The organism is Sporomusa acidovorans (genome assembly GCF_900101845.1).
GTDB lineage: Bacteria > Bacillota > Negativicutes > Sporomusales > Sporomusaceae > Sporomusa > Sporomusa acidovorans.
Map to the genome: position 1 here is coordinate 19,902 of NZ_FNAM01000018.1, position 14,221 is coordinate 34,122.

The 14,221-nt window shown below is 45.8% G+C and carries 11 protein-coding genes; 3 read left to right on the forward strand and 8 right to left on the reverse strand.

What is annotated here, in order from left to right:
• Nucleotides 1–73: 73 nt before the first annotated feature.
• Entirely contained in the window at nt 74–1,978 is a 1,905-nt protein-coding gene (locus BLR65_RS13500) for a hypothetical protein (RefSeq protein WP_093794710.1), read from the reverse strand.
• Between the two features lie 171 nt (nt 1,979–2,149).
• On the opposite strand from BLR65_RS13500, the gene BLR65_RS13505 reads away from it, so the two are divergent.
• The gene (locus BLR65_RS13505) at nt 2,150–2,458 is read left to right on the forward strand and encodes a hypothetical protein (RefSeq protein ID WP_093794711.1); all 309 of its coding nucleotides are present in this window, start codon (nt 2,150–2,152) and stop codon (nt 2,456–2,458) included.
• Nucleotides 2,459–2,529: 71 nt separating this feature from the next.
• Here the strand turns inward: BLR65_RS13505 and BLR65_RS13510 are convergent, their stop codons facing one another.
• On the reverse strand, nt 2,530–5,463 hold the full coding sequence (locus BLR65_RS13510) for an insulinase family protein (RefSeq protein ID WP_093794712.1): 2,934 nt from the start codon (nt 5,461–5,463) through the stop codon (nt 2,530–2,532).
• Nucleotides 5,464–5,791: 328 nt separating this feature from the next.
• On the opposite strand from BLR65_RS13510, the gene BLR65_RS13515 reads away from it, so the two are divergent.
• Together BLR65_RS13515 and BLR65_RS13520 are read left to right on the forward strand one after the other, a co-directional pair.
• Nucleotides 5,792–7,660 carry a sigma 54-interacting transcriptional regulator gene (locus BLR65_RS13515; RefSeq protein ID WP_093794791.1) on the forward strand — a complete coding sequence of 623 codons (1,869 nt, stop codon included), beginning with the start codon at nt 5,792–5,794 and terminating at the stop codon, nt 7,658–7,660.
• 225 nt (nt 7,661–7,885) lie between these two features.
• Entirely contained in the window at nt 7,886–8,128 is a 243-nt protein-coding gene (locus BLR65_RS13520; RefSeq protein WP_093794713.1) for a hypothetical protein, read from the forward strand.
• A gap of 111 nt (nt 8,129–8,239) precedes the next feature.
• Here BLR65_RS13520 and BLR65_RS13525 read toward each other — a convergent pair whose 3' ends face one another.
• The 6 genes from BLR65_RS13525 to BLR65_RS13550 all read right to left on the reverse strand — a co-directional run bounded on the left by BLR65_RS13525 (nt 8,240) and on the right by BLR65_RS13550 (nt 14,200).
• Nucleotides 8,240–8,914: a corrinoid protein gene (locus BLR65_RS13525; RefSeq protein ID WP_218130635.1), complete on the reverse strand. Its 675-nt coding sequence runs from the start codon at nt 8,912–8,914 to the stop codon at nt 8,240–8,242.
• Nucleotides 8,914–10,179 carry a PocR ligand-binding domain-containing protein gene (locus tag BLR65_RS13530; protein WP_093794715.1) on the reverse strand — a complete coding sequence of 422 codons (1,266 nt, stop codon included), beginning with the start codon at nt 10,177–10,179 and terminating at the stop codon, nt 8,914–8,916. Before BLR65_RS13530 ends, BLR65_RS13525 begins: the two co-directional genes overlap by 1 nt.
• A gap of 457 nt (nt 10,180–10,636) precedes the next feature.
• Nucleotides 10,637–11,263: an HAD family hydrolase gene (locus tag BLR65_RS13535; protein ID WP_093794716.1), complete on the reverse strand. Its 627-nt coding sequence runs from the start codon at nt 11,261–11,263 to the stop codon at nt 10,637–10,639.
• A 2-nt stretch (nt 11,264–11,265) separates the two neighbouring features.
• Nucleotides 11,266–12,063: a methyltetrahydrofolate cobalamin methyltransferase gene (locus tag BLR65_RS13540; RefSeq protein ID WP_093794717.1), complete on the reverse strand. Its 798-nt coding sequence runs from the start codon at nt 12,061–12,063 to the stop codon at nt 11,266–11,268.
• 42 nt (nt 12,064–12,105) lie between these two features.
• Entirely contained in the window at nt 12,106–12,726 is a 621-nt protein-coding gene (locus BLR65_RS13545; RefSeq protein ID WP_093794718.1) for a corrinoid protein, read from the reverse strand.
• A gap of 31 nt (nt 12,727–12,757) precedes the next feature.
• Nucleotides 12,758–14,200, reverse strand: coding sequence for a trimethylamine methyltransferase family protein (locus BLR65_RS13550; protein WP_093794719.1), 1,443 nt, complete (start codon nt 14,198–14,200; stop codon nt 12,758–12,760).
• Nucleotides 14,201–14,221: the final 21 nt, after the last annotated feature.

The following is a 14,221-nucleotide window of genomic DNA, read 5'->3' on the forward strand; positions in this document are numbered from 1 at the left end:
GTAATATAGTGCAAATAAGTAACAGGCAGATTATCCCTATGCGTATTTTTCCATAAATTTCGTTCCATATAACTTATTTTACCAGAAACTCTCCCAGCGTGAACGGCAATTTGGCTAATTGACTTTTTACCTCATCAAGGCTGCTGGCAAAACCGTTAGCAGCTTGTTCATCATTAAAGCGTACCTTTACATCGAGACTATTTTCATTATACAACCGAAATGACGCATCGACCGTACCCATGTTTTCTGTTTCCAGACAAACTCTCAGCCATGTTTCGCTTACTTTCCGGTCAGGATTTTTTTTGTTTTGTTCTTCTTGTTGGTATACATGAATATAAGCCGGATAAACGTTTTGGCCTTCGCCAAAATATAAAGGCACTGCTAAAGTCAATACTTTTTGGCCTTCCTGCCGCTCGGCCGTAACCCCACTGGGTTTTGCTATCGCCTCCGCCAATTGCTGCACAAGCTTGCTGGCGGCTTTAAGGTCTTCGGGATTTTTTTCCTGCCAAACCCCGGCCATCCTGGCTACTTGCTGACGAAAGGTTGCTGCTTGTCCCGCCGCAGGTTCCCCGGGCATGAGCAATTCCGCGGTTTGTTCCAGTGTACCGGCCAGCAGTTCGAGCTTTTCTGACGGTTTCTGTTTGGACTTATTGAGAGCAGCCAGCAATTCTGTCAACGCCGGCGGCAAACTTTGTGCAAGCTGCCCTGCTTGTGGTGTTTGACTTTGACTAGGTACGGTAAATATCCCTGCACCCGGCTCCGGCGACTGGGCTATTGCAGCCGAAGCCTGTTGCGACTGCGAAGTCTGCTGGTTCTGCGTTACTTGTTGAGTGGGTGGCACCTGCCTACTCTGCGGTACCTGTTGAGTTGTTGGCGCCTGCTGGCTCTGCTGCGCTGCCGTCGACTGCAGCGGTTGGGATGTCTGACCCGCCTGTAGTGTCTGTGCTGTCTGTGCTACCATTTTTGCTGGCGGTGTCTGGTTTGAAGCTGCTTGCTCTGTTTGCGCCGGCGGAGTTTCTTGCTGTAAGATATCCAATATAAATTTTCGAATTTCCGGCGGCAGGTTTTTGATTAATTCCGGCTGTGCGCCGACTGTCTTAAGTATTTGCGGCAAATCCTGAGACCGAAGGGTTTCACTCGCCGGCACAGCAGTCTTTACCGGTATGCCTGGCAAATTATTCGGCGTACTGCCTTGCGCGGGGAGTGTTGCCGGTTGCCGTGAAACACCGGCACCATCGGTGAACCGGTTGGGCAGCACGGCTTTTGCCTGCTCGTTCTGCAATATACCCGGCTGTCTTGCCGCTGCCGGTTGTTCCGGCGGCTGTTGCAGCCTTTCACCTGACTGCGTAACAGCTTTAAGCGGAGCTTGTTCCCTGCCGTCCGCCGCAGTGGGATTTGCCACGTTGCCGACAGCTTCTTGTTGTTGCGGCAATTGCTTATTTGACTGCACAACAGTCGCCAATTCACGCAAAACTTTGGCTGCTTGCTGTAAATCGCCGGAATTTGTCCCCTGCCAGGCTTCAGCGAGTTCTAGCAGCAACTGCTGCTTAGCGGTTGCACTGGAAGGAGGCTGAGTCTCGCTAGATATACCGGCTGCCTGTTCGATAAGCTCAACCAAAATGCCTAATTTTTCATTCGTTATTTTCGGTGATTTAAGTAGTGCGACCAGTCCTTCCGGCAAAGTTTTCGCCGCAGACTGATTTTGATTTAAAAGCTGCTCAACCAGTTCTCTGATTTCCCTAGGCAAGTTTTTTAGCAGTTCAGTTTGGCCGGTTATAGCGCGGCCAAGGTCGGCCAGCTTAGCCGTAATCGTATTTTCTAAGTCAACCGCTACTGCTTGCGACGAGTCGGCAGCTTTATTTGCCGCCCCTGGTTGTACCTGGGCGGCATCCGTTTGTTGATTCACCGGAGCAGCCTCGGCTTTTACCCCCGAAGCGGGTTGAACCGAACCGGCGTCATTTACGGTGTTGACGTTCATCTTTTTACACCTTCCTTAGGCTTTCCATTCCCTGGCACTTGATAAGGACCTTCGTTCCAATATTACTTGTGGCTATCTCTGTTATCGAGATTTTTATTTAAATTCTTAACATAACACAAATATTTGTATCCATACATAAACTATAATAAAAGCCATAAAGGGGGCTGCTCTATGGATAATTTCTACAAAATGCTATCCAAACAAAATTCAAAATCTGAGCGCCGCGTAAGGCCGGCACCAATATTTCAGCTTGTTCCCGGTCAGTCATTAAGCACCGGTTATTTTTTATTACAGGTTGAACCTGCCATCCGTCACGGAATTGAAGAACTGGCGGAAACCAACCCACGCCATGCCTTAACGGAATTAGCACTAATTGCCTACTTAATGGGAATGGGATTTGATTATCCTACCGCTATTGTTATTGTTGAATCCTGGGAAAGAGACGACACTTTGCTGGCTCAGGGAATCTTGACCGAATAAAAAAATTGCCACGCTGCGGGCGCAATGACCGGAAAAGCCTTCCTCATTGCACAATAAGCGTGGCATTTTCATTACTCAATAACAGTCACTAACTCACCAAATAATTCTTTATTAGCTTTAATCTTCTGCTCGCCTCCCAGCACACACAGGATATTCGACTTCATTACGGTCTCGACAAGCCCGGCCAGTTTTTGAATATCCTGCTGCTTAGTTGCCAGTATTTCGTCCCGTTCCTGTTGCAAATCAGCCTGACTGATGTTGCGAATATAAGCAGCGTCGGCCCGTTCGCCTTTCATCTGCGGCGTCAGGGGAGTATCCAGAGAACTCATGGTTCCAATAATATATTTTGTCATTTCCCGCTTGCTCACAGTTTTGTCCGTAAATTTTTTGAGATAGTCCACGGTTTCGTCGTAGACCCTAAGCGTCTCGGCCAGATTAGGATCGCGATAGGAACCAAACACAACATTGCCGCTGCGGTCAAACTGGGTAAAGGCGCCATAGGCCCCGCCCTGTACCCTGATGCGGTTCCAAAGATAATCATAGCGCAAAATGGTTTCCAGTACCTTCATACTGCCGTGGTAGGTAAAGTTCAAACGGCGGAAATTCCCACCTTTGGCCACATATTGTACTTTACCTGCTGTCAATAACCCCTCGTTACGGGCTTTAGCCTGAAAGCTGTAGGTAACCGGTTCATATTGCCTTCTGCCAAGTTTGCTCACAAACACCGGCAGGCTTCGGCAAAACGTCTGATAGTCTTCGCCCTCACAGGTGATACTGACCAGCAAATTATTATGATTAAAAATAGTCTGGGCCACTTTTGCCAGCGTACGGCCAACTTCGGCTACCTTGGCATCCAAATCCTGTTCTAATGACGCAATAAACTTATAATAAGTCAGTTGACCCACTTCATTGAATTTGGCTGTCGGCGATATATAGGACAACAGCCTGCTCGCCACAACCTGTTGGCCGCGCCGGAATATTGCGGTATCCCAGGCGGCTTTATTTTCGCGGATAAGTTCCTTTAACCGGCCTTTGTCCTCAAACAAACTGCCGCCGGTTACCTCGCCCAGCAAGGCAAAAAGTTCAGACAGTTTGCTCACCAGCGCCTTGGCCTTGACTCTGAACATCGGCGTATACCGCAAGTCATTGCCATTTTCCGAATAGGCAAACACGTCATAGGCGAAGCCGCCTGTATGGATATTAATTTCCTTAGCTAATTCCGCGTACGGATACTTTTCCGTATCCACTTTTCCCAAAATATCGGCCAGCAAAAATAAATAAGGCAATTCGTCCTCGGCGACAGCCCCGGTATTAAAATAAAGGTTAAGATAAGCAATCCGGTTGGTAAATAAAGGATGGAAGAGTACCGTCAACCCTTGCTCATTATGTTCTTCGGTGACCAGTTTTTCCGCCTGCGGATCGATATCCTTTAATTCAATTAGTGGAATCAGTGCCAACTTTTCCGGATCATCCGGCGTTTCCTGGCGTAGTTTTAGTGCCTCCGTCTGCTTGACTAAAGCGGTCAGTTCAGCCTGACTCAGGCCAGCCTTGTATTCGGCCAGCTTAGCCTTGATGGCGGCGGCTTTGCTTGCACCGATTTTTCCGTTAGGCTGCAAAGCAACCAAAGCTTGATGCGGATTGGTAAGCAGACAGTCTTTTATTAACTGCTCAAAATAGCCGTGTTTACATTGCTGTTTAATTTTATCAAGTGCCGGTTCGTAGGCCAGATGAATCACCGGATTCGCATCGTAGAGCCAACTGTCAAGGCATTTTATGTTGTAGACAAGCCCCTTGGGGCGATTGCCGTAATTAGCTTCCCGCAAATGAAATTCAAAAATATTTACGGAAGACTCCACCAGCTTTTGATCCAGCCCCTCGGCTGCCAGTCTGTTTAGTTCCTGCTGAAGCGTATTTTTAAACAAATCAATTTGCTCGGGGTTTGCCCCGCTGACGCCGAACGTCATGGTTGGCTGAAGAATGCTTTTATTATAGCTGCCAAATACCTCTTTACCTAAGCCTGCATCCAGCAGAGCTTTTTTCAGTGGTGCCGCCGGGGTCTCCAGGAGGATATGCTCCAGCATCATCAGTCCCAGATAACTTTCGGGATTCGTAGCCCTGCCGGCGGCAATATTCAGCGTAATAAAGGTTTTATCCTTGGTTGATTCCTCCGGTGATACCGGATAGTCCACTACTTTGACTGCCATTTTGGCAAACGGTTGCTGCAGCGAAATCTCAGAATCTATCTTTGTCCTAGTAAAGTCCTTGAGATAAGCTTCATGCAGAAATTTCAGGTTATCCTCCAAGTCCATGTCGCCATACAGAAAAATATAGCTATTGGCAGGATGATAATATTTTTTATGAAAAGCCACAAATTGCTCCTGGGTAAGATCAGGTATAAATTCGGGGTCCCCGCCTGATTCTACGCCATAAGTCGTATCAGGAAACAAAGTAGCGTAAATTTGATGCTCCAAAATAGCGTCAGGTGAAGAAAATACCCCTTTCATTTCATTATAAACAACACCCTTATAGGCAAGCTCAGCTTCCTGATCAGGCAGTTCATAATGCCAGCCCTCCTGCATAAGAACCTCAGGCGTCTTTACCATTAGCGGATAAAAGACGGCATCCAGATAAACATCCATCAAGTTGCGGAAATCTTTGTCATTGCGGCTGGCAACCGGGTACATCGTCTTGTCGGCAAAAGTCATGGCATTTAAAAAGGTATTAAGCGACCCTTTTACCAATTCAACAAACGGCTCTTTTATCGGAAACTTACGCGAACCACACAAAACCGAATGTTCCACAATATGCGGCACACCGGTCGAATCCGCCGGCGGCGTGCGGAAAGTAATAGAAAAGACCTTATTGTCATCCTCATTTCCTAAATGCAATAGCCGGGCTCCGCTTTGTTCATGCACAAACAGTTTGGCTTCCGAATTAATTTCTTGAACATACTTGGCGTCAAGCAATTTAAATCCCTGATAGGTTTTTCCAATCGTAAAGGACATTTTGTTACCTCGCTTTTATCATTTTGTTTAAATTATCCTATGTAGTATTTTACAAAGAAGTTAATTATTCTGGTTTCGGCAATCTGGAACAGTTTTCCTTCTATATGAATTTAAAGAAGGATTTTCTTATGTCAGAATGTCCATAACCATCCGCCTGCAAAATGCTTGCATGCGGAATATATAAAAAGCACTGCTCATAAATAGCTTCTCCCGCTTGCTCATAATTAATATATGAAATTCAAGAAAGATTTACAGGAAAAAATCGTTATAAGCCGAAAAATTACTTAAGGTATACAAAAGTTATTTATTCCAGCAGAAGGTGATGCGTTTGTCGGAAATTGTCCTAATTGCCCCTGACCCGGAAATTGTTGAATTAGCTGAAACTCTTGGACTGAACGGCGGCCCGGTATCGTTTATCGCCGCCCGTTTAATGGAAGGCGTAACAGCCGCTAAAGCTGCCGTTAGCGCCGGCGCCAAAGTATTAATTACCAGAGGCTTAACCTTTCACATGATTATCAATGCCATACCCGACATTGCCGTCGTGGAAATTTCCTACACCGGCTATGACATCCTGCGCGCACGCCTGGCAGCCGCCAATCATGGCGGGTATTTGGCGGTCGTGGCCGTCAAGCAGGTAACCGCTGGCATGAAGAGTATTGAAGATATTTTGCAATTACCGGCGTGCATTAAGGTAAATTTAGAAGATGATGCTGATATTAACGCAGCAATAGGCACCGCTCGTCAGCTCGGGGCAACCACGCTGATTGGTACCAGAGCAGTTATTGAAACAGCGGCAACCTATGGCTTAACCGGCACAATTCTCACTTCCGGCCGTGAGGGAGTGGAGCAGGCTATTTTACTGGCTATGCAGCAACTTGCCCAAAAACGCTCGCAGGAACAGGCAGACCGCCAGTTGGAAACAATTATAAATTCCATTGATTACGGCGTTTTAGCCATAGATCATGCCGGCGCCGTAACTGCCATGAATATGGAGGCAGCCCGCTTGTTCAACCTGGCCAAAGACGGGAGCGCCGCTGCCGCCGACTCCATTATAGAGCGCTTGTGGAACTGCATGGAAAAAAGAGAGCGCCAAATCGGCATTGTCGAACATATTGGCCGCAACTTCGATATTGCCGCCAGCTTTCAGCCCGTTGTCGCCAGCGGTGAGGTCGTTGGCGCGGTTACCACTTTCCAGCTTATCGACCAATTGCGGGAACTCGAGTGGAAAACCCGTCAGGAGCTGGCATTGCGCGGACGTATTGCCAAAGCCTCATTTCTCGATATTGAATCGCAGGCCCCGGCTATGCAGCGAGTGATCGAAGAAGCCAAACGCTTTGCCTGCTATGACAGCACTGTACTCATTCTGGGAGAAACCGGCGTCGGCAAAGAATATTTCGCGCAAGCCATTCATCAGGCGAGTTCCCGGAGCAGCGGCCCGTTTGTAGCTGTCAACTGCGCCGCCATTCCGGCCAATATTCTGGAAAGCGAGCTATTCGGTTATGCCGAAGGGGCATTTACGGGTGCAAAAAAAGGCGGCAAAATCGGCCTGTTTGAACAGGCCCACGAAGGCACCATTTTCCTGGATGAGATTGGCGAAATGTCCGATGCTCTCCAGGCCAGGCTGCTGCGTGTCCTGCAGGAACATCAGGTGTACCGCGTTGGTGACGACCGGGTTATTCCGGTCAATATCAGGGTAATTGCCGCCACAAACCGCGACCTCCGGCAGATGATGGCCGAACAATGCTTCCGGGCAGATTGTTATTATCGACTGGCAGTGCTGACCATAACGCTGTTACCGCTCAGGGACCGCAAAGCGGATATTCCCCTTTTTGTCCGGGCTTTTATCGCGGATTTTAATCAACGGTTTCACACCGCTGTCCAATATATCGCACCGGAAGGCATCAGCTTGCTGGCACAATATGATTGGCCCGGCAATATCCGGGAACTGCATAATATCGTCGAAAGGCTGGTCGTATTAGCGGCCACTCCCGTCATTACCAAAGAAGAGGTAAGCGCTTGCCTTAAGAACCTGCTGCCTCCACTATCACCTGTCCCGCCTGTCAATCTAAAAAACGCCGAAACCATCGCCATTCAGGAAGCATTGGCCAAAACCGGCGGTAATAAGCAGCAGGCCGCAAAGCTTTTAGGCATTGGTCGTTCTACTCTCTGGCGCAAATTACGAGATTGCTCTGAGTGATTTAAAAAGAGACAGTAATGTTTTAATATGAAACATCACTGTCTCTTTGTTTGGCGAAAAAACCAGCTTTTGCTATTAATTATTTTTGGCATGAAAATTGCATATTATTCGAGTAACGGGTATAAAGCAGCCTATACTGCAAAACATAATCTTACAGCAATGATTTGCCGCTTGTTTACCTGCTACGAATAGCTCAATCCCCAAAATCAACAAAGAGGTGTCATTATGCAAGAAATAAAACCTAATCCTGCGTCAACAGGCCAGCCAACGCCGATAATTCCGCAAAAACCACCTGCGGCCAACTTATCCAACGGAATTCATAGTCTCTTTCTTAGCAAAGCCGCCAGCAAGGCGGAAGAAGCCCAGCAGCTATTGCAGCCGCAGGATTTGACTCCGTCCATTACCGACAATCTTAATACCGGTAAACTGACTAAGCTTTTCAATTACTTTAGGAAAGGTACTATCTAAGTGCCTGTCTATTCTCGACAACAACCTTATTTTGACCTGAGCTGTGTGGATTGTCCGCACAGCTTTCTTTTGGTTGCTCCACAGCTCTCCTAGCAAGATTTCCCCTATACTCTAAGTTTTCCTATGAGCTATAATTTTTCCTATATTCTCATCCAAAAAGTGTTTTACTTCCGCCGCACTTTCAAAGTAATAATCTGCTCCAATCTCTCTGGAGAAATTTTCCTGGACCGGTGCTCCCCCAACTGCAATCTTTACTCCTGGCCTAATACCGGCTTCTATTAGTTCATCAATTACTTGTTTCATCATCGGCATGGTCGTTGTTAATAGAGCGGCCATCATTAACATATCGGGTTTTTCTTTCTGAACAATATGAACAAATTTTTTTGAAGAAACATCTACGCCTAAGTCAATAATCCTTACACCGGTCGTCATGATCATCATTTTTACAAGATTTTTGCCGATATCGTGTAAATCGCCCGCAACCGTACCAATGACAACACTACCTCGCCTCCCCCATTTTTTCTTTGCTTTTATGCGCGGCTCCAGTATTGATAATCCGGCATTCATAGCCCTGGCAGACATCAGTACCTCCGGTACCATAACACGTTGATTGCGAAATTTATCGGCTACTTTGTTTATTCCAGCCAAAAGCCCTTTTTCTAAAATGACAGTGGCCGGATAACCTTTTGCCAGTGCCTGCTTGCTAAGTTCTACGACTTTCTCGGCTTCACCCTCAATAACGTTGCAAATTATCTCTTCATAAACCATGAGAACTTCCTCTCCCATTACAACAAACTATTGCGATAAACCAGCGGAGTCACTCCAATATACTTACGAAAGATTTTCGTGAAATAACTTTGACTTTGAAACCCTATTGCTTTCGATACCTGCTCAACACTAAGCTCATGTTTTTTTATCAGCTCCACGGCATGTTCTATTCGAACCCGGGTAATATAGTCGTTGACAGTGCAGCGAACTTCCTGTTGAAAGAGGCGTGATAAATAGGAGGGACTAATAAACAGTCTTCCCGCCACATCTTCTATCTTTATTGACTTAGAGTGATTGCTCATAATAAATTTTTTCGCTTCATTAACCAAACTAAGATGTTTTTTATTTGCTAGTGCCAAACTATTGTCCAATAATTCCAAAATTAAGGTATTTATCAAGCAAAACAATTCTTCTACGCGTTTAGGATTGTCAATTTGATTATAAAAATTTTTAAGTATAGACATAGCCTGCTCTGCATCAGCCCCGCCTTCGACAGCGGCACGCGAAACCAGCGCGGCCAATTCGCAAATCCGTATTTTGATTGTTTTTATGTCCCCCACCGTTTTGGTAAACAGACAGGCCAATAAGCTTTGTAAAATCTTTTCAGCCTTTATTTTATCTCCCAGCCGAATATACCGCAGGAAACTTCTTTCTGTTTTTAAATATGTACTATAATTATATTGTTCCTGAGGTCTTTGCTGTTTTTGTTCCGCTAAATACTTACTGATTTTCTGCTGCATTCTACGATTATTCACTTGTTCTAAAACGCGAATATCCCTTTTGACCAGATAATTTACAACCACAAATAACATATCAGCGGCGGCCTGGGAGCGTTTTGGGGAAACAACCTCCAATAACTTTGCCTTTTCCTTGAGTTCATCAAAATTTTTTATGCTGGAATTACGGCTTTTCAGCTCCTGATAAAAGAAACGATCTGGTCTCCACATTGATACCTGGCCGCAGATAATACTTTTTAGTGATGCCGCTGGCACGCTAATCGGCACAGCCCAAATAACCAACCCGGCATGACACCGGAAAAAGTATGGTTCTTCCCACTTGGCAGCCTCCAAACTTGCCTGCCGGTAAGAAGCGCGACACTTTTCTGTTCCATAAGGCTGGCTGCGAATGTACTGGCAAAACTCACAGCGTTCGGCTTTTTCAGGGATACAAAAAGTTTCGCCCTTATCATCCACAGCTTCAATATGCAGTCCGGTTGCTTGTGAAAAACTTCCCAGAATTTCTTCTAAGTATTTGATGTCGAATAGATCGTTTTCCATGTTCATCAGTTCATACCTCACTTGTTTTAGTTTACTATCAAAAAGTAAGGTTTTCCTTATATTATTGCTGGTAAAAGGCCTGAATTCCCTGCAGCATCGACGCTATCGTTCCAATAGTTCACGAATCGCCCCTCAATCTCCTGCAAAAATCCGTTAATCATACACTGAAAATACAGAAAAAACTGATATTAATAATTAGTGAACCTGTATACACGCCATTTCATTTTCATATCATGAAGAATATGGCCAATGGTGCCACTATTATGCCCTAAAAGCAAGTTTATTCAACTGTAACTATATATTGCATGAAACGTGCCATTAACCATTCATTTGGTTAAACTATAGAAATCCATACAAATGGTTTAGTTCCAGGACACCGTTAGATAATAAAAATGCCAAAACAAATCACAATTGACTTAAAAAGTCAATTGTGATTTGTTTATAGAAAAATTCCTTATTGGGCTTACCTTAATAACAAAGCCACTAATTCCTGCGGTGACCAAACAATAAAGTCGGCCCCCCCTGCGGCAAGCTGTTCCCTGCTATGCCAGCCCCACGTAACACCTACGGCTGTTGTTCCGGCTGCTTTGCCTTCCATCATATCGCCTTTAGTATCCCCTACATAAAATGCAGGCAAGCCGGGAAAACGTGCCCGTATCTTTTCAATTTTGCGGATCTTACTCTTTTCTTTTTCCGCACCAATTATTTCTTCGAAACAAGCCACACCATGTTTTCGCATGACACTTTCAGTAGCAGCGGAAATGTTCGAGGTAATAATAAAGACTTTATTTTTTTTGGAAATTGCCCGCAATGCGTCGGCCATATTGGCAAATAAATGTAAACCCAGAAGATGTTTGCTTTGCCTGCGCTCATAGTCTTCAAGTATTTTGTCAATTATGGAGAGCGGTACCCCCTGTTGTTGTAAAGCCGCATAAACATTGTTTTCAAACAAGGTCAATACATCTTTTTGTGTTTTTATTCCATACAGGCCATTGTCCTGGCAAGCGCCAATATAACTTTCACAAAAAACTTCCAGAGAATCTACAATTACACCATCATAATCGAACATAACCAGCTTAGATGGCTTCATGATTAAAACTCAAAAGCCCCTTTTCGGAAAGCCTTGAGGTATTTCACACAGAAATCATCGCTGCCCCGTAGTGTTTCTGCAGTGATAAGGCTGGCCATCATGGCTTTATCCAAGGGATTAATAATCAAGCCGTCCAGCCCTTTGGCAATTGCCATAACAGCAAACATCTGGTTCATAAATTTGCGGTTTGGCAAACCGAAGGAAATATTTGACAGGCCGCACATGGTATGGATACCTTTAAATGTCTTGGTTATCGCTTCAACCGTATTGAGAAACTCAATGCCAAAGGAGCTGTTGGTACCAATTGGCTGTACCAGCGGGTCCACATAGATATTAGTCATCGGCACATTATTTTTAATTAAAGAATTGACAAGTTTATCCGCAATCCGCATTCTCGCATCCATGGTTTCCGGCATTCCCTCATCGCTCATACAAAGTGCCACTACTTTTAAATCCGTGCCGGCGATGAGCGGCAACATCGCGTTATAACGTTCCTGCTCCAAAGAAATTGAATTAACCATGGCCGTACCCTCATGGATTTTCAGTGCCTGCTCAATACATTTAGGATCCGGACTGTCAATACAACAGGGGGCATCAACAACCTCCTGAACAATTTTTACCAGCCACTGCAGATATTCTGCTTCCTTGCCGACAAAAATTCCGGCATTGACATCAATATAATGGGAACCGGCTTCAACCTCATCTTTTGCTATTTTTTGAATATAGCCGGCATCCTGCGCTTCAATCGCCGCTTTGATTGCCTTGCGGCTGGCATTGATCAATTCACCCACAACCAGCATCTTTGTGCGCCTCCTTGATACGAAATATGATAAAACTTACGATCAACTATATTTGCGGGCTGCTTCCACAGCGGCCGGCGCATCTTCACAATAGGCATCAGCACCAATTTTCCGGGCAAACTCAGGTGTTACCGGTGCTCCCCCCACTAGCGTCTTAATGTTCAACTCCTTTGCCCGGATGGTTTTGACGACCTCTTCCATACCTGGCATCGTGGTCGTTAACAGGGCTGACATCGCAATAATACCGGCATTTTTCTCTTGGGCAGTTGCCAGGAATTTCTCCACATCTACATCCATACCTATGTCGAAAACCTCAAACCCGGCACCTTCCAGCATCATAGCAACCAGATTCTTGCCAATATCATGCAAATCACCTTTGACCGTACCGATAACAACGGCACCTCTCGTTACCGTGTCCCCCTTAGCAAGGTGCGGCTTTAGCACATCCAGGCCTGCTTTCATTGCCTGAGCGGCCATCAGCATTTCCGGAACAAAAAGATCGCCGGCGGAAAAACGTTTGCCAACCTCATCCATCGCACCAATAAGACCCTGATTTAAAATTTGGGATACATCTGTGCCGGCGGCAATTTCTTTTTTTACCCCTTCGACAGCCAGATCTTCATCAAAATCAAGCACCGCGTCAAATATGTTTTGTACACTCATTTTATTACCCCCTAATGAATTTTTTTGCTGATTACAAGTACCATTTTGCGTCGCCAGCCACTAAATTAGGAAAATGGCTGCGAATTTTCCGATCAAGTTCTGCTGAGAATCTGGCGGGATTTTCTTTACTAAGAATTCTGTCAGCTTCACGCATAGCCCGGGTCTGGTAATCTGTTCTGCCTTCGCTTTCCCAGCGGCCGCGCATATCGCGGTTGGCAATCTTCGGCAATACGGCGGTCTTACGCATATTTTTCACCGTATGCTTTTCGCTCATATAGCTGCCACCAGGCCCAACTTTGGCGATTAAGTCAAGGCAAAGATTTTCTTCGCTGAATTCCATGCCCCGCTGTATCTGTTTAAGATTCATAGCAATCTCGCTGTCGGTAACGGCCTTGCCAAAATCGAAAGCCATCAGGCTCCCCAATAAGCCTCCCATATTAAATAAGCTGCCCCCCGCAAGCAAAGCCGCGGTTGTATTCATACCTGTTTCATACCCGCTCTGCGCATCATTTACATGGGAATTTGTTAACCCAATATAGCCGCCTGACGGAACATGATAGTAATTTGCCATTTCGGTGTGTGCCATTTGCAGTATACCTGTTTCGATAGCACCGGGAGCATAATTGCCGGTACGCATATCGGCGACGGTAGATAAAACAGCATAGATCATCGGCGCGCCCGGGCGAATACTTTGAATTAGAGTGGATAAAGCCAGGAACTCGGCATTCCCCAAAGTTACCGTGCCTGTAAGACTCATCGGCGAGGTTAAGCCGGCATTAGGAACAACCGTGCCATAAACAGGCAATCCCTTTTCCACCAGATAAATAACTGCATCGGTGGAGTTTATATCCATCGTCAGCGGAGAAACCATCGGACAATAATGATGATTAATAAACGGCCGTTCCAAATAGGCTTCCTCGCTGCCGGCAATAAGCGCCCCTAATTCGAGCACTTGCTCCAAATCCTTGATATTGGGAGTGTTACTGCGTACAGGTTTTTTACAGTTCTTCAGCGCGGGATAAAACCGTGAAAGGCTAAACTGCCCTGCCGGAGCATCTTCGGCCAGTGTCGAAATGGAAAAAACATCAAAACCCGGAAGCTCATTAATCAAATAGGCAATGTTGGCAATATCTATGGAAGTGGCCCGCCGCTCCTCACCGGTTTTGGGATCAATGATATTGGGGGCTGAACTGCCTGTCACCACAACGGGGCCGTCTTGGGGCAGAACTTTATCAAACGCCGGATCTTGTCCCAAAAAGGTATATGTCGGCACAAATGACTGTCTGGCCTTTTCCACAACCTGAGCAGGAAATTTGACAATGCCGCTTTCTGTATCTACTTTACAGCCCGCTTGGCCATAAATGGCCCGCGCTTGGGCGTTATGAACCAAAATTCCGACATTTTCCAATAACTCTAGTGATGCCTCATGAATACGCTTCACCTGATCATCGGTAAAAAATCTGTAAAATTGCATTGCATATCCCTCCAATTATTT